The organism is Exiguobacterium sp. s157 (assembly GCF_018618205.1).
Lineage (GTDB): Bacteria > Bacillota > Bacilli > Exiguobacteriales > Exiguobacteriaceae > Exiguobacterium > Exiguobacterium chiriqhucha.
In genome coordinates, this window is the sequence record NZ_JACSLQ010000002.1 from 398,766 (window position 1) to 425,193 (window position 26,428).

20 protein-coding genes are annotated in these 26,428 nt (G+C 52.2%); 16 read left to right on the forward strand and 4 right to left on the reverse strand.

Annotated features, from left to right (window positions below):
* Positions 1-282 precede the first annotated feature (282 nt).
* The 5 genes from KNP67_RS05890 (at position 283) to KNP67_RS05910 (ending at position 9,792) form a co-directional block, all read left to right on the forward strand.
* Positions 283-1,101: an ROK family transcriptional regulator gene (locus tag KNP67_RS05890; RefSeq protein WP_251130796.1), complete on the forward strand. Its 819-nt coding sequence runs from the start codon at positions 283-285 to the stop codon at positions 1,099-1,101.
* A complete protein-coding gene (gene galE / locus KNP67_RS05895; RefSeq protein ID WP_214756204.1) occupies positions 1,098-2,105 on the forward strand; it encodes a UDP-glucose 4-epimerase GalE in 1,008 nt (335 codons plus the stop codon). The genes KNP67_RS05890 and galE overlap by 4 nt, the downstream gene beginning before the upstream one ends.
* On the forward strand, positions 2,102-3,616 hold the full coding sequence (locus KNP67_RS05900) for a UDP-glucose--hexose-1-phosphate uridylyltransferase (protein WP_214756206.1): 1,515 nt from the start codon (positions 2,102-2,104) through the stop codon (positions 3,614-3,616). Before galE ends, KNP67_RS05900 begins: the two co-directional genes overlap by 4 nt.
* A 14-nt stretch (positions 3,617-3,630) precedes the next feature.
* Positions 3,631-4,602: an aldose epimerase family protein gene (locus tag KNP67_RS05905; RefSeq protein WP_353048249.1), complete on the forward strand. Its 972-nt coding sequence runs from the start codon at positions 3,631-3,633 to the stop codon at positions 4,600-4,602.
* 207 nt (positions 4,603-4,809) lie between these two features.
* Positions 4,810-9,792 carry an Ig-like domain-containing protein gene (locus KNP67_RS05910; protein WP_214756208.1) on the forward strand — a complete coding sequence of 1,661 codons (4,983 nt, stop codon included), beginning with the start codon at positions 4,810-4,812 and terminating at the stop codon, positions 9,790-9,792.
* A gap of 134 nt (positions 9,793-9,926) precedes the next feature.
* On the opposite strand, the gene KNP67_RS05915 is transcribed toward KNP67_RS05910, so the two are convergent.
* From KNP67_RS05915 to KNP67_RS05925, 3 genes are all read right to left on the reverse strand, one after another.
* Positions 9,927-11,252, reverse strand: a complete 1,326-nt coding sequence (locus KNP67_RS05915; RefSeq protein WP_214756209.1) for a PDDEXK-like family protein — start codon at positions 11,250-11,252, stop codon at positions 9,927-9,929.
* A gap of 182 nt (positions 11,253-11,434) precedes the next feature.
* Positions 11,435-12,880 (reverse strand): 6-phospho-beta-glucosidase, encoded by a 1,446-nt coding sequence (locus KNP67_RS05920; protein WP_483298429.1) that lies wholly within the window; start codon positions 12,878-12,880, stop codon positions 11,435-11,437.
* A gap of 46 nt (positions 12,881-12,926) precedes the next feature.
* Positions 12,927-14,834, reverse strand: a complete 1,908-nt coding sequence (locus KNP67_RS05925) for a beta-glucoside-specific PTS transporter subunit IIABC (RefSeq protein WP_214756211.1) — start codon at positions 14,832-14,834, stop codon at positions 12,927-12,929.
* A gap of 344 nt (positions 14,835-15,178) precedes the next feature.
* Here KNP67_RS05925 and KNP67_RS05930 point away from each other — a divergent pair, with 344 nt between their 5' ends.
* Positions 15,179-15,634, forward strand: a complete 456-nt coding sequence (locus KNP67_RS05930) for a hypothetical protein (RefSeq protein WP_214756212.1) — start codon at positions 15,179-15,181, stop codon at positions 15,632-15,634.
* 40 nt (positions 15,635-15,674) lie between these two features.
* On the opposite strand, the gene KNP67_RS05935 is transcribed toward KNP67_RS05930, so the two are convergent.
* The gene (locus KNP67_RS05935; protein ID WP_214756213.1) at positions 15,675-16,322 is read right to left on the reverse strand and encodes an acetyltransferase; all 648 of its coding nucleotides are present in this window, start codon (positions 16,320-16,322) and stop codon (positions 15,675-15,677) included.
* Positions 16,323-16,604: 282 nt separating this feature from the next.
* Here KNP67_RS05935 and KNP67_RS05940 point away from each other — a divergent pair, with 282 nt between their 5' ends.
* The 10 genes from KNP67_RS05940 to KNP67_RS05985 form a co-directional block, all read left to right on the forward strand.
* Entirely contained in the window at positions 16,605-17,450 is an 846-nt protein-coding gene (locus KNP67_RS05940) for an aldolase/citrate lyase family protein (RefSeq protein WP_214756214.1), read from the forward strand.
* Positions 17,447-18,352 (forward strand): D-2-hydroxyacid dehydrogenase, encoded by a 906-nt coding sequence (locus tag KNP67_RS05945; RefSeq protein WP_214756215.1) that lies wholly within the window; start codon positions 17,447-17,449, stop codon positions 18,350-18,352. Before KNP67_RS05940 ends, KNP67_RS05945 begins: the two co-directional genes overlap by 4 nt.
* Positions 18,353-18,523: 171 nt before the next feature.
* Positions 18,524-19,579: a glycosyltransferase family 2 protein gene (locus KNP67_RS05950; protein WP_214756216.1), complete on the forward strand. Its 1,056-nt coding sequence runs from the start codon at positions 18,524-18,526 to the stop codon at positions 19,577-19,579.
* A 13-nt stretch (positions 19,580-19,592) separates the two neighbouring features.
* Entirely contained in the window at positions 19,593-20,747 is a 1,155-nt protein-coding gene (locus KNP67_RS05955) for a glycosyltransferase family 4 protein (protein WP_214756217.1), read from the forward strand.
* A 17-nt stretch (positions 20,748-20,764) separates the two neighbouring features.
* Positions 20,765-21,955 carry a hypothetical protein gene (locus tag KNP67_RS05960; protein WP_214756218.1) on the forward strand — a complete coding sequence of 397 codons (1,191 nt, stop codon included), beginning with the start codon at positions 20,765-20,767 and terminating at the stop codon, positions 21,953-21,955.
* Positions 21,956-22,085: 130 nt separating this feature from the next.
* Positions 22,086-22,847: a YveK family protein gene (locus KNP67_RS05965; RefSeq protein WP_051627686.1), complete on the forward strand. Its 762-nt coding sequence runs from the start codon at positions 22,086-22,088 to the stop codon at positions 22,845-22,847.
* Positions 22,816-23,517: a CpsD/CapB family tyrosine-protein kinase gene (locus KNP67_RS05970; RefSeq protein WP_029594848.1), complete on the forward strand. Its 702-nt coding sequence runs from the start codon at positions 22,816-22,818 to the stop codon at positions 23,515-23,517. Before KNP67_RS05965 ends, KNP67_RS05970 begins: the two co-directional genes overlap by 32 nt.
* A gap of 12 nt (positions 23,518-23,529) precedes the next feature.
* Positions 23,530-25,083: a lipopolysaccharide biosynthesis protein gene (locus KNP67_RS05975; protein ID WP_214756219.1), complete on the forward strand. Its 1,554-nt coding sequence runs from the start codon at positions 23,530-23,532 to the stop codon at positions 25,081-25,083.
* Complete coding sequence (locus KNP67_RS05980; RefSeq protein WP_285800919.1) at positions 25,083-25,727, forward strand: sugar transferase; 645 nt, start codon at positions 25,083-25,085, stop codon at positions 25,725-25,727. The genes KNP67_RS05975 and KNP67_RS05980 overlap by 1 nt, the downstream gene beginning before the upstream one ends.
* A 186-nt stretch (positions 25,728-25,913) precedes the next feature.
* Positions 25,914-26,428: hypothetical protein (locus KNP67_RS05985; protein ID WP_214756220.1), on the forward strand; the 515-nt coding region annotated here is incomplete at its 3' end.

The window sequence follows — 26,428 nt, forward strand, 5'->3', positions numbered from 1 at the left end:
TATCGCACGTAAGCCTAGGGCTTAATTGAAATATCGGCTTACAATAACGAATGGAGCCGGAAGGCGAACGTACAGCAACAACCAATCGTCGAATATCGATGAATATCCGGCGAACGTGGAACTATACGGATGAACGTAGTGGGTCGACACGATTTCTCAGCTCGGTTCGATGAAAGATGAAGGCTTTGCGCACGATTGTCGTCAGTTTTTTTCAGCCAACCCATGACCGGTTTCCCCGACATGCTATACTAAGAAAAAAGCAAAGAAATGGGTGGAACAGTTATGGGGAAGACGACACCACGGAACTCGAAATGGATGCGGACATATAACCGCTCGCTCATCCTCCGGCTCATCCGGCTCCATCAGCCGGTATCCCGGGTCGAGCTCGCCAAGGCGACGAGTTTGACGAAGCCGACGATCTCGAACATCGTCAACGAACTGAAAGAAGAAGGACTGATCAATGAGCGCGAACTCGGCGTCTCGAGCGGGGGACGACGACCGATCATGCTCGAACTCGCGGCCAGTGACCGTTTCGTCATCGGTATCGACGCGACGCAGCGGCGGCTGCATGGCGTCGTCACGAACATCCATGGGGAGATGTTAGGCGAGGCGTGGCACGACGAGCGGTTCGATACGAACGAGGAGTTCATCGAGGCGATCGTGACGCTATACATAGAACTGGCCGGCAAAGCTCAAGGTGACGTCATCGGGCTCGGCGTGTCCGTTCACGGGATGGTCGAGGCCGGGAACGGGGTCGTCTTGTTCGCACCGCGTTTTCACTTGCATGACATCCCGCTCAAACAAGAACTCGAACAGCGGCTGAACCAGAACGTCTTCGTCGAGAACGACGTGCGGACGCTCGCCCTCGGCGAACTCTATTTCGGCGAGGCGATCGGCATCGACGAGTTCTTCTACGTCTACGCCGGTTACGGGATTGGGGGCGCCTACGTCCACGGCGGCGAACTGATCGACGGGGAGCACCATATCGCCGGTGAGATCGGCCATATGCGCATCATGCTCGACGGGCCGATCTGCTCGTGCGGCAACCGTGGTTGTCTCGAGGCCGTCGCGCGTGAACTCGTAGAGGAGGAAGTGAAATGAGTGTACTCGTCGTCGGAGGGGCCGGTTATATCGGCTCCCATGCAGTCCGTGCCTTGCTCGCGCGTGGGGAAGACGTCATCGTGATCGACAACTTGCAGACCGGTCATCTCGAATCAGTGCCGAAACAGGTCCGTTTCTATGAAGGGGATATCCGCGACCGTGCCTTCATGGATTGGACGTTCGCGAATGAGTCGATCACCGAGGTGCTCCATTTCGCGGCCAACTCGCTCGTCGATGAGTCGATGGATGAGCCGCTCAAATATTACGACAACAACGTCTTCGGGACACAAGTGTTACTCGAGACGATGCGGAAACACGGCGTGACCCGAATCGTTTTCTCCTCGACGGCCGCAACATATGGCGACCAAGACGAGATGCCAATCCGCGAGACGGCCGCGACGAACCCGACGAACACGTACGGGGCGACGAAGCTCGCGATGGAGACGATGATGAAATGGTGCGACCGCGCCTTCGGTATCCGTTTCGTCGCGCTCCGTTACTTCAACGTCGCTGGTGCCGACTCGACCGGTGAAATCGGTGAGGACCATATGCCGGAGACGCACCTGATCCCGCTCGTGCTCGAAGTGGCAAACGGGAAACGGGACGCGATCACCGTGTTCGGCGACGATTATGAGACGCCGGACGGGACATGTATCCGTGACTACATCCACGTGCAAGACCTCGTCGACGCCCACGTACGTGCACTCGATTATTTGAAACAAGGCGGTGCGAGCGACGTGTTCAATCTCGGAACGAAGACGGGGCTATCGGTGCTCGAGATCATCGAGGCGGCCCGTCGCGTGACGGGACATGCCATCCCGGTGCAGATGGGTGTCCGTCGTGCCGGAGACCCGGCGATGCTAATCGCGTCACCGGACAAGGCGAAGCAAGTGCTCGGCTGGGTGCCGGAACGGTCGACAGTCGATGTCATTTTGGCCGACGCCTGGAACTGGCACAAGCATCATCCAGAAGGCTATAAACATGTCGAAGGGGTGAGACGATGATCGAATCTACGATTGAAGCGCTCGTCGAGGCAGCGATTCGGGAGGAATTGATTACGGAACAGGATCGCATCTATGCGCGGAACCGTGTCCTCGCCCGAATCAATCAGCTCGATTTCACGAAACCGACGTTCGTCCCGCACGACTCGATCCCGAATCTGCTCGAGACATTGACAGAACACGCGGTCGAACGCGGGCTCGTCGACGACTTGCTCGAAGAGAAGGACCGGTTCATGGCCGAGGTCATGGACGTGTTCGTCTCGAAACCGTCCGAGGTGACGCGCACGTTCAACGCGCTTCGAGCTGCCGATGTTGAAGCGGCGACGGATTTCTTCTATAAGATGAGTCAGGCGTCGAACTATATCCAGACGAAACGGATTGCCAACAACATCACGTACAAGGCACCGACCCGCTACGGCACGCTCGATATCACGATCAACCTGTCGAAGCCGGAGAAGGACCCGCGCGAGATTGCACGGGCTCGCCTGCAACCGATGCCGGAGACGAACTATCCGAAAGGGTTGCTCGCGATTGAAAACGAGGGCTACGGCGGCCACTTGAAACATCCGGCCCGGGCCAACCATCGCATCATCCCGCTCACACTCGGCGGACAGGCATGGTCGTTCCAATACTCGCCGTATCTTTACTACAACGAGCACTCGATTTTGTTGTCGAACGACGTGCGCGACATGGTCATCGACCGGGGCGCGTTCGAGCGTCTGCTCGATTTCGTGTCGCAGTTCCCGCATTACTTCGCCGGGTCGAACGCGGACTTGCCGATCGTCGGTGGATCGATTTTGACGCACGACCATTACCAGGCCGGCCGCTACCGGTTTGCGATGGATGATGCCAAGGTCGTCTCGACGTATCGCTCGGACCGTTACGACCAAGTCGAAATCGAGACGCTCTATTGGCCGCTCTCGGTCGTCCGGCTCCGTTCACGCCAGAAAGAGCAGCTCGTCATGTTGGCGAATCAGTTGCTCGGTCAATGGCGCGAGTATGCCGACGGTGATATCGTCCCGTATTCAGGTGACACCCGTCACAACACGGTGACACCGATCGCGCGCCGCCGCGACGGACGTTATGAGCTCGACCTCGTCCTCCGTAACAACCGAACGAGCGATGAGCATCCGGACGGCATCTTCCATCCGCACGCCGACGTCCATCACATCAAGCGCGAGAATATCGGGCTGATCGAAGTGATGGGGCTCGCCGTATTGCCAGCCCGCCTGAAGGCCGAACTCGAACAAGTCGTCCGCTATGTGGCCGGTGAAGACGTCGAAGTGGCGGACATGCACCGCGCTTGGGCGGATGAGTTGAAGGCGAAAGAAGGCGACGCGAAGACGATTGTCGACCAGGCCGTCGTCGACAAGTTTGTCAAAGGACTTGAGGACGCGGGCGTGTTCAAACAGACGGTGGAAGGGCAAGCCCGATTCACTACATTTATGAACGCGTTTTTGAGTCGCGTCGATAAAGTGGAGTATGGGGCGACGACTACGGGAATGAACAGGTAAACTAGTTGAAGTAGGTGAGCCAGTTGAGAGAAGCAACGATCGAAAACAAGAATGGCATGCGCTTGTCAGCCATTTCGTACGGGTGTGCCATGACCGAGTTGACGGCACCGGACCGTGACGGGAATATGGACTCCGTCATTTTGAAATATGGCAGTCCCGAGCAATACCTTGAGAACCCGGTCTATCTCGGTTCCGTCGTCGGACGGATCGCCGGACGGGTTCGCAACGCGGAGATTGATGGTGTGGCCTTGACCCCAAGCGAGGCCCCGCATCATATCCATGGCGGAGACGACGGCATCACGGCACGGCATTGGGACATGGACGTCGAAGGGCAGGCGATTTACTTTACGTATGTAAGCCCGGACGGGGAAGAAGGCTATCCCGGCAATGTCATGTTTAAGGTCGTCTACGAGTTGACGGACGACAACGAGCTCGTCGTCACGATGACGGCCCAGACGGACAAACGGACATGGGTCAACTTGAACCACCATAACTACTTCAATCTCGGTGGACGGCCGACGATTCATGACCATGTGTTGACACTGCCGGCCGACCACGTCGCGAAGCTTGATGAGGAGTCACTGCCGACGGGCGAGTTGCTTGAAGTGGAGGAGACACCGTTCGACTTCCGTGACGGGAAGCAAGTCGGTGAGGCAATTTCGTCGGAGGATGAGGCCATTATAAAGGCTGGAGGACTTGATCATCCGTTCATTCTGAAGGACGGGGTGACCCGGCTGCACGATCCGGTCAGCGGCCGCGTTATGGACGTCGAGACGAACCAACCGGTCATGGTCGTCTATACGGCGAATTTCCTCAGTGAAGAGACACCGGTCACGCTCGAGGGACGACAGAAGCATAGTGCGATTTGTTTAGAAGCCCAAGCGTTCCCAGACGCACCGAACCATCCAGACATCGCCACATCGATCGAACTGAAACCCGAGGAGTTGTATCATTCGAGGACGGTTTATCGGTTTGGGGTGGAGTGATAAGTAGAACCTTAGTATGGCTGTTTTAAAGCCGATACTAAGGTTTTTTTGTATGATTTTTTTTGTCTTACTTAAGGCTTCTTAGCTTATATGTGAGTTCAAAAACATAGTCAATATTACCTATTTAAATTTTAGGTGAATTAAATAAATTGGGAGTAAACTAATTTAGGAAACTCAACAGATTAATTGGAAAAGAAGGGGAACATTATGAAGAAATTTTATACATATGTATTGGTGAGTTTAATCATTTTCGCCTCACTATCGATCAGTCCAGCGATAGTTCAAGCAGATGACGGAATAGGACCAAAGATTTTAGATGTAAGTTTTGATCGGACAAAGCTTACAAGGGGACAAAAAGTAGAATTAGTTGTAAATGCCGAAGATACAAATGGCTTAGCTTCTTCGGCTGAGATTGAATTATTGATGCCTGACGGAAATCTGAAGATACTAAATGCCAGTTTTTACGGAGATAATCGTTACCGAATAACACTTGATTTATCACATTACTGGGAATTTCCCAGCTTTGGAACGTATCAAATTAAAAATGTTAAAGTCATGGATCGCTATGGAAATACCACAGTGGAAGATTTATCGAAGGAGAAGGTTGAATTTGAATTCATCGATGATCAAGAGGCTCCTGTAATAAAAAATGTCAAATTTTCTAAGACCGAAGTTTATTCAACTTGGTCTGATTATGTCAAATTTGAGGTTTTGGTTGAAGATGAAGGAAGACCATCAAATTACGCAACACTTTATCTTGTACATTCAAAGACGGGAACAGAGAAACCCGTACAAATGTATTACGAGGAGTACGATCGAACATACCGTGCCTATGAATGGAGTTGGTATGACGCGATTTTTGGGGAGTGGAAAGTTCAACGAATTGAAGTAAGAGATGTAGCAGGGAACTCTTCGAACGTATTCGGCCCGTTTGAAGGCGACAATAAATTAAGCTATATCAACATCGAAGATGATCGGCAAAGTCCAGAATTTGTTTCTGCTCAATTTGTGACATTGAATCCCAATAGTATGACCAATGATACCTATCAGGTCGTCGCTAAAGATAATGCGTTTGTAAGTGAAATTAGTGCAACTTTTAAACATCGTCATACTGGAAAGGTTGTAACATTACGTCAAGACAGTGCTGAGTTCCCTGCTGGTACTATGGAATCAGGCGTAGCTACGACAGCAAATCTACAATTTGACATAGCAAACACGTTTTCAAATTTACATGGATTTTGGGATGTCATTCAAATTGATATTGTAGACTTAAACCAAAATAAAGTAAGTGTGAAAGAGGTTAGTGATTCAATCTATATTGATCGGCAGATTACAGATTTAGATGTACGCATAGTTAAGGAAAGCACAAACTGGACTGGACACTATATCGACCAGGACGTGTTTATCATGCCTGGGGCTTTATTGACTACGTTGCCAAACGTCACGATGACAAAAAACGTATATGTTTTAGGAGCACTCCGGACGTATGGAGGACTTTCTGTCTACGGAACACTCTATGGCAATCGTATGACGTTTGGACATAGCACCCCAATCTATAACGGAGATATACAGGTAGCCGGAAGTAATTCACTATGGAATATGCAAATGTCTAACGTTACTCGTTTTAAACTTCCTTTAAATACAGGAGGCGCATTAGTTGAAAACGGAGACGGCACTTTTGATATTGTCGGTTTAACGTTACCTTTAGGAAATAAAATCAACATTAATGGAGTGGAAGCTGATTTAGATCTTACCGGACGCTTTAAGGCTCATGGTGTTCCAATGAATGGAGAAGCGACAGCTATTGTCCAAGTGACGGCTTCAAACGGTATAACCTACTCTACAAGTGCGAAAGTGTACGATAACCAACAGCCTGTCGTTACTGCATCGAAAGACTCAGGAATTTATTTGACGGGAACTCCACTGGAGCTTACCTCTACAAAAGAAGGAACAGTTTACTACAATCCTAATCATGGAGCAGGATATGACAGTGAATTTTTACGCTTTGATTCGGGCTTTACTTTAAATAATGACATTAAAATAAAGTACTACGGCGTTGATCCTACTGGTATCCAGTCAGATACTCAAGAGAAACAATATCGAGTCTTTTCCGTGTATGAACCGAAGGCTTCTGAATCTTTCATTCAAGGAAGTGGAAGCCCTGGGCTTAAGATTCAAGCAGAAGTCGACGAAAAAATCTACACGACGACCATCAATTCTGAAGGACATTTCCTGATTGAAGGACTCGACCTAACAAAGTCGAAACAAGTTCAGATTTTTGCGACTGATGAAGAGTATACAAGCGAAGCTTATACGTTCGATATCATTGATGATTTGCCAATTGTCATTGAGGGAGTAGAAAATCAAAAAGTTTACAATCGTGATGTGACGATTACGTATAACAAAGGCGACTTGTATTTAAACGGAATGTACTACGTGAGTTCAGGAACTACATTTACCGAAGATGGTTATTATGAATTGTACGCATATAATAATGGGGAGTATTACACGAATATTTCCTTTACCATTGATAAAACAGTACCTGAAGTAAACGGTATCCAGACTGGAAAAGCTTATAACCAAGCAGTCAATCCTACATTTACAGAAGGTACGGCAACATTGAATGGTATGAAATACACAAGTGGGACAAAAATTAATCAAGAAGGCGAGTATGTTCTTGTTGTTACTGATTGGGCAGGAAACAACACGACATTTTACTTCACAATCGATTACAAAGCACCAATCGTATCAGGTGTAGAGAATGGAAAAATTTATAATCAGCATGTCGCGCCTTCATTTAACGAGGGAAGTGCCAAACTAAACGGGAATGCGTTCGTCAGTGGTACAACCGTCAAAGCGGAAGGGTCACATGAGCTAATTGTCCAAGATTTGGCGGGAAACACGACAATTTATAAGTTTGAGATTGATTTAACCGCACCAAAAGTTACGAACGTATCCGATGGAGCAACGTATCGTCGTGCGTTGATTAACTTCAATGAAGGTATTGCAAAGCTCAACGGCACAGAGATTCAAACAGGTCATGAAGTGATAAAAGACGGCAAGTATGACTTAGTAGTGAATGATACTGCTGGTAATACGACGAAATTATCATTCGAAGTTGATTCAATCGCCCCAATCGTGAGCGGAGTCGAAAACGGGAAGCGCTATAATCGTTCGATTACTCCAACATTCACAGAAGGCATCGGGAAGTTGAATGGGAAACCGTTCACGAGCGGTACAGTCGTCCAACTGGAAGGCACGTATGATTTGATTGTAGAAGACAAAGCAAGCAACATAACAACAGTACAATTTTCTATTGATGTGACGGCACCGATTGTAACAGGTGTTACGACAAATTATTCTTACAACCAACCGGTTGTCATTTCGTTCAATGAAGGTACGGCAACTTTGAATGGAAAGGCGATTGCGAAAAATTATACGGTCAATAAAGATGGATCTTATGAATTGATCGTTAAAGATTCAGCTGGTAATGAGACCATCATCGTATTTGAAGTAGATTTACTTGCTCCAGTAGTGACTGGCGTAGAGCCAAAAGCTTATCGTGAAAATGTGACACCTGTATTTGGTGAAGGAACAGCAACGTTGAATGGTAAAGCATTCGTATCTGGTACAACAGTTACAGTGGAAGGTGACTACGAGTTGAAAGTGACTGACCGAGCTAAGAATGAGACAGTTATTCGTTTTAGCATCGACAAAAAACCGGTTCTTGTCACCGGTGTCGAGAATGGAAAAGTCTATCAACAGGTCAAACCAACCTTCACCGAAGGAACTGCCAAATTGAATGGAGTAGCCTACACTTCCGGTACACTCATCACACTTGAAGGAAACCATGTCTTACTCGTGACGGATAAGGCTGGGAATGAGACAAAGATCTCATTCACGATTGATCATACAGCTCCAGCTATCAAAGGATTCCTTGAAGGGAAATCTGCTTACCGTGAAGTGACGCCGGCGTTCACAGAAGGTGCAGCAACGCTTAACGGGCAACTATTCGCTTCAGGTACGACCATTTCTAGTGATGGCGACTATGAGTTGAAAGTGAAAGATCAAGCTGGGAACGAGACGACGGTTCGTTTCAAAATTGATCGGAAACCAGTTACGCTGACTGGTGTGGAGAGCGGAAAGACTTATCAACAAGTAAAACCAATCTTCACAGAAGGCGTCGGTAAACTGAACGGTACTTCTTATGTATCTGGAACAAACATTGATCAGACAGGTGACTATGTCTTAATCGTTACAGACGATGCTGGAAACGAAACAGAACTTTCATTCAGCATTGATCGCACCTCTCCAGTCATTTCAGGGTTGGTAGATGGGAAACAAAGCTACCGTGAAGTGACACCGCTATTTAACGAAGGAACTGCTTCATTGAACGGGAAGGCTTTTGTTTCAGGTACGAAACTTGTACAAGAAGGCAAATACGTTTTAAAAGTCACTGATCAAGTGGGTAATGTGACGACTCGAGAATTTACAATCGATCGCACGACTCCGATTGTCTCAGGCGTTACGAGTAAACAACTCACCAACAAATCGGTGACGGTAACCTTCAATGAGGGAAGCGCGACGATAAACGGTAAAAATATTGCGAGTGGACAGACGGTTGTCGCTTCCGGTGTTTACTCACTTCGTGTGACAGACGAGGCAGGAAACGTGAAACTCTTGACGTTCACCATCGATAAAGTAGCACCGTCGAAGCCGACCATCTCGACGCTGACGAACAAATCGACGAAAGTAACTGGAAAAGCCGAGAAGGGGTCGACGGTGTCCATCACGTACAACGGACGGACGTACACGACGAAAGCATCGACTGCCGGCACATACAGCTACAGCTTGAAAACGACGAAAGCGGGGACAACGGTTTCCGTGCGAGCGAAAGATGCTGCAGGAAACCTATCGACGGCTGCTTCGTCCAAAGTATTGAATACGTTCGCGACGTTCACTGTGAATACGGTGAAATCGAGCGCTACCTCGGTGACGGGTAAAGGAAATAGAGCTGCGACGGTTCAAGCGTTCGTCGGAACGAAAGCCATCAGTAAGACCGCAAAAGTGGATTCGAAAGGGAACTATAAGCTGACGATTCCACGTCAAAAAGCGGGCATGACGGTGACCGTGAAGATGACACAAACGGGTTATCAAGAACTGAAGAAAATGACAAAAGTAGTGAAGTGATGTAGTACAACAAAAACACCTGAAGGTTCGGCTGTTCGTTTAGCCAAAGCTTCAGGTGTATTTTAATTTTATGATTTATCCTGTATGTCATTCAGGGTTTTAAATGTGGTCAGAATTTAGAGAAATCAAATCCCTTAAGCTTTGACGCTATATAAATCAGTCAACACGTCGGTCACCGTCTCGCTGAACGAGCGGAACGACGAATCGTCGATGAGTGATGTCATCGCATCTTTTACGACAGCTGCGTTTGTCCAATCGGAAACGTCGATCGTCTCGGTGTAGATGCGAGTGAACTTCTTGCCTTCTTGTTTTCCAGACTTCCAAAACGAGATGTTCTTCGTTTCGAATGCCTCGAGGAGTGGGAGACGTTCGGCATAATCAATCGGGCCGACTTCCACATAGAGTTTGAGACGTGTGCTGCCTTTCCGTTCAAACCAGATGATCAGTCCATAGTTGAGCCAATAGCGATTCAACCGGTCCATCTGATCCAAATATGGTAACCAGTCGGCCATGACGAAGTTCGGTACGCGAGTATGTGCGGAGTAGGTCGTAATCGCCTGTTCGTTCACAAATTCGAGGAACGCTTGGTGGACGATGTTGCCGCCGGTCTTAAAGATGTAGTCGATGGTTTGTCGCTTCCGGTTATAGATGAGCAGTAGATGTCGTCTCGTCTCCGCGTCGAACGTCTCAAGCGTTTTGACAGATTGCCGTAGCTCGATTTGTTTATGCTTCGCCGGGTTAGCATTCGCATACAGCAAATGAATCGCAGAGGCGTAGTCTTGATAAAGCTCGAGCGCCGTATTCATCGTGTCCTCGTCATCGACGAGGCGCTCCTCGAGTAACGCGATATAACACGTCAGGAAATCGTAAATGTTGTCGGCAATCGTCGCGCGGTTCAACTCGAGTTCATGGGTGATCATCAGACGGACATCCTCATAATCAAGGAACCAGTAATCGTCGTGGGAAGGGGCATCACTCGAGAGCGTCAAATAGACCGGCAAGATGGTGCGGTTTGGAAATGTCTTGTGGACGTGGTCAAAGTAATGACTGAGTTGGCCGGCCGACTCGCTCGAATGAAACTTGTTTTCGATGAGCAGCATCAAGTTTAGCGATGGAATATCGATCAATAAGTCGATGGCACCATTCCCGGTCCACCACTCCCGATGGACCGTGACGTCCGAGAGTGGGGCGTGAAGGAATGGTAGATAGTCGATGCCGACGATCTTTTCTTCGTTCTCCGGCTTCGTGATTAAGTTCATCAATACTTTCCGTAAAAAGAAGCTACCGAGCCGATGGTTTTCGTTCGGATCGAACAGCCAGGCGAGGACGTTCGAGTGACGAATCTCATACTGATCGACGCGGAGTACTTTGAGCGGATTGAATTGATGGAACTGCTGATGGAGACGGTTGAATTCGGTCGAGTTTTCGAGTTGTAAGATGGTGTCGAGTGAGTAGTGCATATAGGCCTCCTAAGAAGAATTGATAAGATTAGTAAACTACAAAAGGCATGCGAAGGTTATATAAATAATAAACAGGGTCGTAAATGATATGAAGATAGAAGATAGCAGGAAAAAAATAAAATGATTTTGAGTCTAAAAATGAGGAAAGCAGCCTCAGCCGAATTCGGCCGAAGCTGCTTTCCTTATTTCTCTACAGACGACTTCAGCGTCACTTCTTCGCCGTTCGTCGTGATAACTTGCTTGTACCAATCAAAGCTCTTCTTCTTCGAACGGGTGAGGGACCCGTTACCTTCATTGTCTTTGTCGACGTAGATGAAGCCGTACCGTTTTTTCATCTCGCCGGTCGAGGCGCTGACCAAGTCGATCGGGCCCCAACTCGTATAGCCGAGAATCTCGACGCCGTCCTTGATGGCCTCATGCATCTGTTCGATATGCTTCGCCATATAGTCGATGCGATAGTCGTCTTCGACGTAGCCGTTCGCGTCTGGCGCGTCGACGGCACCGAGTCCATTCTCGACGACGAACAACGGCTTCTGGTAGCGGTCGTACAGCTGGTTCGCCGTGATACGGAAGCCGGTCGGATCAATTGTCCAGCCCCATTCCGACTTCTCGAGGAACGGGTTCTCAAGCGAGCTGAAGATGTTGCCTTCGGTCGATGCGTTGATCTCCGGGTCCGTGCTCGTCGTCCGGCTCGCATAATAGCTGAAGCCGATATAGTCGACCGTATGCTGTTTCAACAACTCGAGGTCGCCGTCTTCCATTTGGAGCGTGATGCCGTTTTCGTCGAGGAAACGTTTGGCATAGCCTGGATACTCGCCGCGCGACTGGACATCGATGAAGAAGAACGATTCACGGTCCTTGTCCATCGCGTCCAAGACGTCGTCCGGGTTGCACGAGTAGGCGTACGTCTGACCGGCCGCGAGCATGCAGCCGACTTGCATGTCGGGATTGATGGCGTGGGCCGCCTTGACCGCTTTCGCGCTCGCGACGAGCTGATGATGGGCCGCCTGATACTTCACTTGCTGTTTGTCCTCGCCCTCCTCGAACACGAGACCGGCGCCGATGAACGGCAAGTGTAACAGCATATTGATCTCGTTGAACGTCATCCAATACTTCACTTTGCCGTTATAGCGGGTGAACAGCGTCGTCGCGTACGTCTCGAAGAAGTCGACGACACGGCGGTCGCGCCAACTGCCATAGTTTTGGATGAGGCTGACCGGTACGTCGAAGTGGGCGATCGTGACGACCGGCTCGATACCGTGCTTCAACAGTTCGTCGAAGACGTCATCATAAAACTGAAGACCGGCCTCGTTCGGCTCGGCGTCGTCACCGTTCGGGAAGATACGGGCCCATGAGATCGACAGGCGGAGCGCCTTGAAGCCCATCTCGGCGAACAGCGCGATATCTTCTTTATAACGGTGATAGAAGTCGATCGCTTCGTGTGACGGATAAAACTCGCCTGGCACCGGCTCGAGTGACGGTAAGTCGCCGAACATGACGTCGAAGCGCTTCTTGCCAGTCGGCAACAAGTCGACCGTCGTCAGCCCTTTGCCGCCTTCTAAGTAAGCACCTTCAGCTTGGTTCGCGGCGATGGCGCCGCCCCATAAAAATCCGTTTGGAAAACTCATTAAATCCATCCTTTCTAAAGTAGGGGAGGGACGAGCCCTCCCACATTTATTCGTTAATGACAAACAAGGCTTCGCCTGAACGAACGTTTGTGGCGCGGCTCGGTGAAATCACTTTCCGGTTCGTGACGATGACCGGTGTCGTGAGGGCACGGCCAGAGCGTTTGATCGCGTCGAGATCGAACTCAATCAACAGCTGTCCTTTCTCGACGAATTCGCCTTGCGTGACGTGTGCTTTAAAGTGTTTGCCTTCGAGTTGAACCGTGTCCATGCCGATATGGATGAGCACCTCAGCTCCCGTCTCGGTCGTGATGCCGATGGCGTGATGCGTCGGGAAGAGAGCGGACACCGTCCCAGATACCGGGGCGACGAGCTTGCCTTCCGTCGGTTCGATGGCGACGCCTTGGCCGAGCGAGCCGGATGAGAAGGCGACGTCCGAGATGTCTTTCAAGTTGACGACGTTGCCGGCAAGTGGACTGAGGATCTGTTCTTGGCCGACTTTTGTCGCTGATACTTCTTGTGAGACCGGTGTGACTTCTGGTTGTGGTGTTGCGGCGACCGCTTTATTGACGCCACCGAAGAGGTACGTCAAGACGAAACCGACGACGAAGGCGGCAGCCGTCCCGATGAGTGATCCGTAGAAGCCGGTCGTGATGCCTTCCGGCGAGATGTTCGACGGATAACCGAAGACGCCGAGTCCACCGATGATATACACTTGTGTACCCATGATGCCCATGATTCCACCACCGACGGCACCACCGATACAGCTCATGATGAACGGTTTCTTAAGCGGGAGCGTGACCCCGTAAATGGCTGGCTCGGTGACCCCGAAGATCCCTGAGATGAAGGCCGGGATACTGAGCGTTTTGATCTTTTGATTTTTGATGCGAAGGAAGACTGCGAGTACGGCACCGATCTGTGCGAATGAGGCCGCGAAGACGAGTGCGAGTACAGGGTCTGCCCCGAGTGACGTCAAGTTGTTGATGGCGACCGGGACGAGTCCCCAGTGTAGGCCGAAGATGACGAACACCTGCCAGAGACCGCCAAGGAAGATCCCGGCGACGAGCGGGCTCAAGTTGTAGACGGCGACCGTGGCGCTACCGAGCAACATACCAGCCCATGTCGCGATTGGTCCGATTAAGATGAACGTGAGCGGCACGATGATGAGCAATGTCAATAACGGGACGATGAACATTTTGACGACGTCTGGGATGACCGTCTTCAAGAAGTTCTCAAGCTTCGCTGCGAAGAACGCCGCGATGATGATCGGAATGACCGATGTCGAGTATGTCATCAAGATGACCGGCACACCGAGGAACGTGATATGGATCGGTGACTCGAACATGGTGCCGGCGAAGACAGTATAGAGCGGGTCACCGGCCGTGAGCGTCGACAGCGTCGGATAGACGAGCGCCGCCCCGATGGCCATCCCGATGAACGGACTGCCGCCGAACTTCTTAATGGCCGTATAGCCAAGGAAGATTGGGAAGAAGTAGAACAACGAGTCGCCGATGGCGTTCAACAGCTGATACGTGCCGGATGTGGCGTCGAGCCAACCGAGGGCGACGAAGAGGGCGTTGAACCCTTTAATCATCCCGGTCGCGGCTAAGACGCCGAGGACAGGGGTAAAGATGCTAGAGATGATATCGATGAACCGGCTGAATAATGATCCTTTCGGGCCTTCCTCTTCTTCAATCGGTGACTGGTTCTGGAAACCGCCGACTTCGACGACCGCTTTATACACGTCGGGGACGTGGTTGCCGATGACGACCTGGTATTGACCGCCGCTCTTCATGACGGTGACGACACCATCCATGTTTTTGAGGGCTTCCGTGTTGGCCTTGCTCTCGTCTTTTAATTTGAAGCGCAAACGGGTGATACAGTGGACGACGCTGTTGACGTTCTCTTTGCCGCCGACTTGTTGGATAATGTCGCGTGCGAGCTGTTCATACTTCATGTCCATACCTTCCTTTTTCATTGGATTTTTGGTTTGCGTCAAATAAAAAACCTGACCCGTGTCAGATGAGATACGTGAAATCACGTCTACCATCTGACTCGAGTCAGGTTATGCCCACTAAAGGTAACATTCCTGCGCAGGAGACCGTTCAGTTGTTATTTGATACTTGAAATGTAGCACGTGCCAAAACAAAATGTCAACGCTTACATTTAGGAATTTTCAGATTTCTTTAATCTGTCACAAGTGAGATTTTTTTACTTCTATAGATGGGAATCATTTTGAATTGAAACCAACGTGGGGAAGGATTCGTACATACATTATCACTAACTAAAGGAGCTTTGACCATGAAACGTGAACAACATATCCGCCGCCTCGTCGATTACGCACGGCAAGGAAATGCGAAGACCTTCATCCTCGGTGCAGCCTCGGCCATCGTGACGGGGACCTTGATCCAATCTGTGTCTCAATACGAATTCGTCGTGCTCGGCATCGGATTTCTCGGCGTCATTCCGCTGGCTATTCGCGAATGGAAACTTGGCACGATCCGAGCCTCGTTCAACCATAATGCGAAGTACCAGCGGCTCGTCCGGTTGCCGTTTTGGCTGACGCTATGCGGGTTGGTCATGCTGTACGCGCTTCTCGGCTGGTACGATTCTAGCGCGGCGGGTCCGTCCTTCTTTATCTTGTTCGCAGCGCTCTGCATGGGGATGTTTGGTCTCCAGCGTGCCTTCGACCGGGTCATCTTGAAACTCGAGCCGGATTATATCACCGACCGCGAACTGCATCGCGAGCTGAAATGAAAAAACGAGGTCACCCGGCGCGGGATGACCTCGTTTTTGCTTACAGATAGCGTTCATTCATGACCCGCCCTCGAATCGGTTTGGCCGGTGAGCCGTAGGCGACCACATGGTTCGGGATGTCCTTGACGACTGTGGCGCCGGCCCCGATGACCGTGTCGTGCCCGATATGGACGTTGTGGATGACCGTCGCGCTCATACCGACGAACGTGCGGGCACCGACGTGGACGTTGCCGCCGAGATGCGCGCCCGGGGCGACCGAAGCGAATGGTTCGAGCACACAGTCGTGATCGACAGACGCCATCGTGTTGATGATGCTATGAGGGCCGATGACGGCGTTCGGATTGATGACGCTCCCTGCCATGACGGCCGTGCCCTCGCCGAGTATGACGTTCTTGCCGATGACGGCGCTCGGATGAATGGCGTTGACGAATTCAAAGTCTGGTGTCCGTCCGCGGATGGCGCGCTCGAGTGACTCGCGCTGGACGTTGTCACCGATACCGATGATGCCTTTTTTGGCGACGACGTTGGAATGGACGAGACCGAGCACGGGGTACCCGGCGACGAATTTACCGATTAAGGCTGGGTTATCGTCATAAATTCCTGCGATCCGGTAGAGTCCCATCAACTCAAGAATATCGATGATGACTTGTGCGTGACCGCCTGCACCAAAAATCACAATCCATTCCATGATTGGTCACCCCTTTTTTGCCGAAAACTGTCGAAAATATTGTTCTGTACGTTAGTTATTTCCGATTCCCTATATTTGAAACAAAACAAAAAAGAAGTTGCGAGCATGATTTGATATCAAAGCATATTCGAGGACGGGACGTGTGACTTCCTATATAGGTATTTGTTCAAAAATCTGTAAACCTTCCATTTACAATCCAAAAGCATTATCCGCATTTCCGTTTTGTTGTTTTTCGGACGGGCTATTTTCCTAAGGTAATCTACTGATGGGAGGAGTGCTCACATGCCTTTGAAACTGATGTATATCACGAACCAGCCGGAGATCGCGCTGCTCGCTGAACAGAACGGGGTCGATTGGGTGTTCGTCGACTTAGAGTTGAACGGGAAAGTGGAACGGCAAGGTCATCTCGATACGGTCATCTCACGCCATGCGGTCCGCGACGTGAGTCGGTTGCGCGCGGTCTTGAAGCATGCGGAGCTGCTCGTCCGCGTCAATCCGATTTTCCAAGACTCGCGCTATGAGATCAATGAAGTCATCAATCGAGGGGCCGACGTCGTCATGTTGCCGTACTATAAGTCGGTCGACGAAGTTGCGGCGTTCATCGAGCTCGTCGACAAGCGGGCCGGCGTCTGTCTGTTGTGCGAGACGAAAGAGGCCGTCGCCTGTATGCCGGACGTTCTCCAACTATCGGGCATCGACTACGTCCATATCGGATTGAACGACCTGCATCTCAGTTACGGGCAGAGCTTTCTGTTCGAACCGCTCGCCGACGGGACGGTCGAGGCGGTGACACGTCAACTCCAGATAGTGGGCATCCCGTATGGGTTCGGCGGCATCGCCCGCATCGGAGAAGGGAGGCTCCCGGCCGAGAAAGTGCTCGGGGAGCATGTCCGGCTCGGCTCGTCGCTCGCTATCTTGTCGCGCAGCTTCTGTAATATCGGGGTGACCGGAAAATTTGACGCCAGACAGGCACAAATGTTCCAAGAAGGGGTATGGAAAATTAGGGTGTACGAGCAACAGCTCGAACACGCGACACCGGAGTGGTTGGAATTGAACCGGTTGAGCCTCGTCTCGACCGTCGATGCCATCGCGACGGAAATCCAGAACCGGAAAGGGATTTTGTCATGAATTTGCTGTCGACAGGAGTGCGGTTGACTCCTGAACAACGCGCCACACTCGAACGACTCGGCTATACGGTGACGACGCTCCGGGAAGAAGCGGACGTGACAGACATCGATGTCTCAGAGGTCGAGGGACTGATTTGTAACAACTTGTTTCAATATCGCCAATGTGAGGATTTCAAACGGCTACGGTTCGTCCAGGCCATCAGTGCTGGACTCGATCGCCTGCCGCTCGAAGAACTCGAGAAACGAGACGTCCGCATCTATAACGCCGGCGATACGTATGCCGTACCGATGGCCGAATGGGTCGTCTGGCAATTGCTCGACTTCATGAAGCACGGGGCGGCGTTTCGGGAGAAGCAGGCGAACCGGCATTGGGAGAAGGAACGGCGCTTGCGCGAACTGACCGGGAAGACCGTCGCCTTGCTTGGCCTTGGTCACGTCGGAGAGGCGATCGCGACGCGGTTCCGGGCGTTCGATATGACCATCATCGGCGTCGGACATCGTGAGAAGCAGGTCCCGTTCGTCGACCGTTACGTGTTGATGGATGAGTTGCACGACGTCTTGGCGGAGAGTGATGTCATCGTCATCGCTTTACCGCTCACCGACGAGACGTATCATGTGATTGATGCGGAGGCGATTGCGTCCATGAAAGAAGACGCTGTCTTATTGAACGTCGCACGTGGCGCCATCATCGACGAGACGGCGCTTATCGATGCGCTCGAGGAAGGCAAGTTCTTCGGGGTCGCCTTGGACGTCTTTGAGACCGAGCCGCTCCCGTCGGACCATGCGCTCTATAACTTCGAATGGGTGACGCTCACCCCGCACAATTCATACGTATCGGACCGGGTGAACGAGCGGCTGTTCGAGAACATCGTCCGCAATTTACGGCACGAACAACTTCAGTGACATGCGAAGCTGACCAAACGGTCGGCTTTTTTCGTTTTTTATAATTCACGAAAAGATTATCCACGACTCATTCCGTTTGTGAGTTACCGGGAAGGGCTTACGGGAACAACGAGGATAGACTCACAGCATTCACTCACATCATGAAACGACAACCTAGAAGGAGTGACCTACATGCCAAGCCTTACCCCGCTCGTCAGCCTCGTCGTCCCGGTCTACAATGCGAGCGCCTACGTCCGTCAGTGCCTCGATAGTTTGACACAACAGACGTACCCGCACGTCGAGATCATCTGCATCAACGACGGTAGCACCGACGATAGCCTTCACATCCTGATGGAATATATCCATGACCCGCGTGTCCAAGTGCTCGACCAGACGAATCGGGGCTGCGCCTTCAGCCGCACCCGAGGGCTCGGCATGGCGACAGGGGAGTACATCATGTTCATCGACAGCGATGACTGGCTCGACCTTGACGCGATCCGCATCCTCGTCGAACACGCCGAACGGGAGCGTGCCGACGCGGTCATGGGCACGTACGTCCGGGAGTACAAGGGTCGGTCGTTACCGAAGAAGATCTTTGACGCGGATTTTTTGTCGTTCGACGCGGTCGAGACGAAACGCCACGTCCATCGTCGCCTGTTCGGACTGATCGGCGAGGAGCTGGCCCACCCGGAAAACGTCGACGCGCTCAACTCGAACTGTTTCACCCTCTATCACCGCGACCTCGTCAAACATCTGACGTTCGGGGCCGGTCCATATGGCACGTTCAACGACCTGTATTTCCAAATCGAAGCGCTCGAGAATTGCCATCGTTTCGTCTATATCGATTACCCGGTCTACCATTACCGGAAGACGGACGCCGGTTCGATGTCGAGCGCGTATAAGCGAGACCTCGTGTCGTCACGGATGCAGTTCTTCCATATCTTGATGCGCTACATCGAGAAGCACCATCTCGGCGAGGAATACATGCGCGCCCTCTACAATCGCATCGCCCTCAGCATGATCGGCATCGGCTTGAACGAGCTGGCGGCACCGAAATCGCTCTTCGCCCAAGCCGAGTCATTGAAGCAAGTGCTCCGGCAAGACGAATACAAGCAAGCCTATTCGCAGATGGAGCTACAGCATTTCGACGTGAAATGGCGGACGTTCTTCCAGCTCTGTAAACATGAACGGACCGTCCCGCTCGTCTTGATGTTGCATGGGGTCGATTATCTTCGGAAACGTGTGTGAGGAGGAGAAAACGATGAAACGAGTGCTCATGGTCGCCTCGGTCGTCTCGATGATCGAGAGCTTCAACCGCGACAATATCCGCATGCTCCAAGAGATGGGGTATCAAGTCGACGTCGCCACGAACTTCGAATGGGGCAGCATGTATTCGCCTGAGAAAATCGCCCGCATCAAGCAAGACCTAGAGGTGAACGGGGTCGCGTTGTACCAAATCGATTTCGAACGCGACATCAAGAAGATGAACGGCCACGTCCGCGCTTATCAACAGTTGAAGGCCGTCATGACGGCGAACCGCTATCACTTCATCCACTGCCACTCGCCGATCGGCGGAGTCGTCGGCCGGCTCGTCGCGCGCCAGACGCACACACCATGCATGTATACGGCGCACGGCTTCCATTTCTTCAAAGGCAGCCCATCGCTCAACTGGATGCTGTATTATCCGGTCGAGCGGACGCTCGCCCGATTGACCGATACGATTGTCACTATCAACGAGGAGGACTTCTCGCGGGCACAGACGTTCAAGACGTCGCACACGTTCCGCATCCCCGGCATCGGTGTCGACACGAAACGGATTGAGGCGGTCACGATCGACCGGCCGTTGAAACGTCGTGGCCTCGGCATCGACAGCGATACCGACTTCGTCTTGTTGTCAGTCGGCGAGTTGAACGAGAATAAGAACCACGAGACGATTATCCGCGCCATCGCCTCACTGCATGAACCGACGCTCCGTTATTTGATTGCCGGGACGGGTGACAACAAGGACCACCTCGAACGTCTCATCCGCGAGCTCGGGCTCGAGCGGCAAGTGACTTTGCTCGGTTTCCGGGACGACGTCATCGAAGTGATGAAGGCGTCGGACTGCTTCGTCTTCCCATCGAAACGGGAAGGGCTCGGCATGGCCGCGCTCGAGGCGATGGCCGCCGGGCTACCGCTCATCACGTCGAACGTGCATGGCATCAACGACTATTCGATTGACGGGGTGACCGGCTACAAATGTTCGCCGGAAGACGTGGCCGGATTCGCGCGGGCCATCCGCACGATGCAACTCGATTTCGATTTGTCCCACCAGATGGGGCTCCATAACAGTGAGTCGGTCAAGGCGTTCGACGTCGACCGCTCGAAGACGGAGATGCGACGCATCTACGAGAGTTTTGATCGACCGATTGCCTGAAGAGAGGAGGGAGACGCATGAAACTCGATACCGAGGTCGGCGTCGTCAAATATCTGGTGCTGTTCTATTATCTGCTCGCAACGACCGTCTTCTACGCGCTCGCGATTTACGCGACCGGGAACGGCGTGTCGTACCATTTGTTCGGGGAAGGGGATGACGGCGTCTTCTACTGGGAACAGGCGATGAACGTATTTTACGACTTGTCGTGGATCCGGACGTCCATCTATCCATGGGTCATCGGCAAGCTGATGCAGTTGATCGGCACCGAGAGCGTGTTCGCCATCCGATTGTTCAACTTCGTCGGGATGGCGCTCCTCATCCATTTCGCCTTGAAACTTGTCTCCATCCAGCTCGCGACGACGGAGCTCGGGGAGAAAGAGGAACGCATCCGCCATTACGCCCATCTGTACGCCCTGTTTTGCTTCATCGCCTATATCAGCCTGTTCATCAACATCACGACATCGATTTACCGTGACGTCTGGATTTACATGCTCTATATCGCCGCGACGTATCTCGCCATCCGCTGGTTGTTCGAGAAGAACTGGACGTACTTCCTGCTGTTGATTCCGACCGTCTGGTTGCTCGGCGAGTTCCGGACGTATGCGCTCCTGTCGTTCGTCATGGCGACCGTCCTCTGGCTGACGCTGCAATCGGTGCGCAAAGTCGCCGGACCGTTCGTCATCCTGACGCTCGCGCTCGTCATCTTCGGCGTCATCTATACGTTCTTCATGGATGTCCAAGTCCCGATCGTCGACAAGACGCTCCGCTCGGCGTTGCAGTATCGCTCTGACGGCATCGGCTTCCTCGCCGGGGGCAGTCAGATGGGCATCCGGCTCGACGCATCGAACTACTTCGGTTTCCTGTTCAATTACGTGCATAGTTATCTCGGCAACCTCGTCGGCCCGCTGCCGTGGGACGTCCGTGGCCTCACCATCTTGCTCGTCTTCTTCATCGAGGCGTTGCCGATGACGCTCATCCTGTTGTTCCTCTGGTCACGTCGCGCCTACGTCACGAAAGTGCAACAGTTCATCTTGATGCAGGCGTTCGTCTGGAACGGCTTGATCGCCATCACGAACGATAATATCGGGACCGCCCTGCGGCTCCGTGCCATCGCCTATCTGTTGATTCTGCTCGTCTTTGTCGTCGCCTATAGCCGGCATCGGGCCGAGCATGTGAAACAGCCCGTCCCGCCCGTCGTCACGACGTAGATAAATCTTTCAAAAAAATGATAGGCATCTCCTTCCTGTTTGCATTTGACGGGAAGGGGTACGGGGAAATGGTCATTATCCAACAACGCATACAACTTTGAGTCGCACCAATGAAGGAGGTTAGGTTGCCGTGAAAGACATCAACGCATCGATTCGCGATATTTGGTTCATCCTGAAAACGAAGAAGTGGGTCATCCTCTTCACCATGGTCCTAGTCGGGGGCATCGCCTACTCGCTCAGCCGCTACGTCATCCCACCGACGTACGAGGCGTCGACCCAAATTCTCGTCGTACCAAAACAGACGGGGACGGAGACCCTCGACAGCACGCAGATTCAATCGTCCCAAGGGCTCGTCAACACGTATCGGATCATCATGAAGAGTCCGATCATCTTGAACGAGGTGCGCGAGAATATCGCCAGCGCCCCGGAGAAACTTGAGGACCAGATCGTCATCGAGAGCGAGGAGAACTCGCAAGTCATCACCATCCGGGCGACGGCCGATTCGGCAGCCCTCGCGTCATCGATCGCCAATGAGCTCGGACGTGTCTTCTCGAACGAGGTACCAAAATTAATGAATATCGATAATACGCAAATCTTGTCACCGGCGTTCATCCCGGCCGAACCGGTCGAACCGAACATTCCTCGCAACACGGCGCTCGGTGTCCTGGTCGGCTTCATCTTGAGCAGCGGTATCGTCCTCATGCGTTACTTGTTCAATAAACAGATTCGCTCCGAGGCCGAGGCCGAAGCCATCCTCGGTATCCCGGTCATCGCGTCGATCCCGTTGTTTGATCGTCAAATCGCGAAACCTGAGAAACGGAAGCCGCAGGAACCAAAAGTCGTAAAGGAGGGTGAACCGTATGTTCCGAAAACGCAACGAAAACTATCATAACCGGATGACGAAAAACTTGATCACGATTTACGAACCGAAGTCACCGATCTCGGAGCAATACCGGACGCTCCGGACGAATCTCGAGTTCACATCGCTCGGCTCGAAGTTGCAGACGCTCCTCATCACCTCGACGTCGATGGGGGAAGGCAAGTCGACGACCGCGAGCAACTTGGCCGTCGTCTACTCGCAACTCGGCAAGCGCGTCCTGCTCGTCGACTGTGACATGCGACGCCCGACGATCCATCAAATCTTCCATATCGACTCACGGATCGGGCTCTCGAACGTGCTCGCCAAGCGCTCGACGGCCGAGGCGGCCATTCAGCCGACACAGCTCGACAACTTATACGTCATGGTCGCGGGCGTCGTCCCGCCGAACCCGTCCGAGTTGCTCGCAGCCCCGGCGTTCCGGGAGATGCTCGATCACTTGAAGGACGACTTTGATATCATCTTGCTCGACGCACCGCCGATCATGCAGGTGGCAGACAGCCGGATCATTGCCCAGGAAGTCGACGGGGCGATTCTCGTCCTCAGCTGTGAATCGGCCGACCGGGATGAGGTCGTCAAAGCACGCGACCAGCTGCTCATGACCGGGGCGAAGATTCTCGGCATCGTCTTGAATCGCCGCGAGTCGCGTCAAGGCAAGGACGCCTATTACTATACGTATCAATGAGGAGGCTCTCCCATGGCGACCAAATATGCCATCGAACCGGAACAGACGAGTTCGAATCAAATCAAATACGGCGCCTTGGTCTCGTACGGATCAATCGGGTTCAACATCATCTCGGGGCTCCTCTACACGCCGTGGATGATCAGCAAAATCGGACAAGGGGACTATGGGTTATACGTCCTGTCGTTCTCGATTATCGCCATCTTCGCGTTCAACCTCGGACTTGAAATCGTCGTCGCCCGTTTCCTCAGCAACTATCGGACGCACGGCGACCGAGCCGGGGAGATTCGTTTTCTCGGCATCGCCTATAAGCTGTTCTTCTTCTTGACGCTCATCCTGACCGTCGTCCTCGTCGTCCTCTATTTCCTGCTCGACGTCATTTACGGCAATTTGAGCGCGAGTGACATGGAAAAGTTGAAAGTCATGTATCCGATTGTCGGGTTTTACATCTTGATCACGCTGCTCGCCAAACCGATTGACGCCGTCTTTATCGTCAACGAGCGATTCATCCAGCTGAACACGCTGCTCTTCCTCGAGAAAATCCTCATCGTCAGCTTCACAATCGGGGCGCTCGTCATGGGTTTTGGGGTCTACGCCCTCGTTATCATCAACGCGGCGATGATTTTGCTGATCAACTTGTGTAAACTGCTGTACGTTTGGAAAGGAACGGATACGGAGATCGACTTCACCGCATCCGGGAAAGGGATGTATCGTGAGATTTTTGTCTTCGCCTCGTGGCAGACGACGGTGTCGGCGACGCAGAACTTCTTGATGCACATCATGCCGACCGTGCTCGTCATTTTCGCGAGCGGAGTCGCCGTCGCCATCTTCTCGATCGGGATGGTCATCGAAGGCTACGTTCTCTTGATCGCCACGGCCGTCAACTCGTTGTTCTTGCCAAAAGTGACCCGGCTCAACCACTCGGGCGGTTTGAAGGACATCGAGAACTTGATGATTCGGGTCGGTCGCATCCAGCTGTACGTCATCGGGCTCATCACGATGGTGTTCATCGCGATGGGGGCGGAGTTCATCCACTTCTGGGTCGGGGACGACTTCAAAGAGTCGTACGTCGTCGCGGCCCTGTTGATTGCGATGGGAATTATCACGTTGCCGCAAGAGATTGCCAACATCCATCTCGTCGCGACGAACCAGGTCCGCTACCGGGCGTACGGGATGGTGCTGTCGGCGGTGATTGCCTTGATTGTCTCGGCGTTCCTGAGCGGTCCGTACGGGGCGACGGGCGCAGCACTGTCGGTCATGATCGGATACTTGAGCGGCAACACGTTGTTCATGAACATCATCTACGCGAAAGTGTTGAAGCTCGACGTGTTCCGATTTTTCCGAGAATGTCACTTGAAGCTCGCCCCGGGACTCTTGTTCGTCCTCGGACTCGGCTTCATCGTCCAATATTGGTTTCCAGCTGACACGTTGCTCGGCTTCGTCTTCAAAGGAATGGGACTCGTCCTCGCCTACGCCATCTTCATGTGGGTGTTCACGGTCGATGCGTTCGAGAAAGACTTGGTCCGGTCGATGATTCCAAGCAAGCGATTCGGGAAGGGGGAAGTGTGATGGGGATGTATGAGACGTACGTTAAACGGCCACAAGACGTGGTGCTCGCGTCGGTCGCGCTCGTCGTATTGAGTCCCGTCCTCGTGACGGTTGCGGGTCTCATCAAGTGGAAGCTCGGGGGACCGGTGCTGTTCAAACAGAAACGTCCAGGCAAGGACGGCGTCATCTTCGAGATGGTGAAGTTCCGGACAATGACCGATGAGCGAGATGAACACGGCGAGCTGTTGCCGGACGAGATCCGTTTGACCCCGTTCGGGCAGACGCTCCGGTCGCTCAGTCTCGACGAACTGCCGAGCTTACTGAATATCATCAAGGGCGACATCGCCATCGTCGGACCGCGCCCGTTGCTCGTCGAGTATTTACCGCGCTATAACGAGGAGCAACGCCGACGTCACGATGTACGTCCCGGACTGACGGGACTCGCCCAAGTGAACGGACGGAACCGACTGACATGGCCGGATCGCTTCGCGCTCGACGTGAAGTACGTCGACAACGTCACGTTCTTCAATGACTGGAAGATCATCCTGCAGACGGTCGGGAAAGTCGTGAAGAAGGACGGCATCTCGTCGGATACGGCGGCGACGATGGAGGCGTTTATGGGGAATGAAGTCGTTGAGGCGAAGTATCATGTCGGGAGCAAGTGATGAACGATGACCAGGTTTTCAGTTGGACAAATCGTCTAACGGACACCTGGTATTTTTTATGTCGTGGTATCGAAAAACATACACCTTTTTATAAAAACAGGAGACAAAATTTAGAAGGTAGATGGTATATTGTTCTTTGGAAAATCTTAATGGGTGTTACATATGAGTGATAAAGGAAGCGACAGAATGAAAAAATGGGTCAGTTTACTTGTAGTGATGTTATTGGTATTTAGTTCGTTTGATTGGAGGGTGTTTGGGGAGGAGGATTTAGAAGGACCAAAATTTTTGAGCCACAGCATCAGCCCGGGACAGTACACCGTGGGGGATATGGTCCAGCTGGAGGCGGTCGTAAAAGATGATGCAACCGGCGTCTCAAACGTTCTCTTTTATTTGAGAAAGCCAACAAGCGGGGGGTCTCTCTACGTGAGCATGTACCACCAGGGAGACGGTCGCTACACGGGAAACCTGCAAATCGTGGAGGGGATGGAAGCAGGACGTTATGTATTAGACCGAATCGCAGCTTACGACAATCAAGGGAACTACTCCAGATTAGACGGAGATGAGAGTGATCAATGGTTTGAGGCGGTGGACACGAAAGAGGATATCGAGGGGCCAAAATTTTTGAGCCACAGCATCAGCCCGGGACAGTACACCGTGGGGGATATGGTCCAGCTGGAGGCGGTCGTAAAAGATGATGCAAC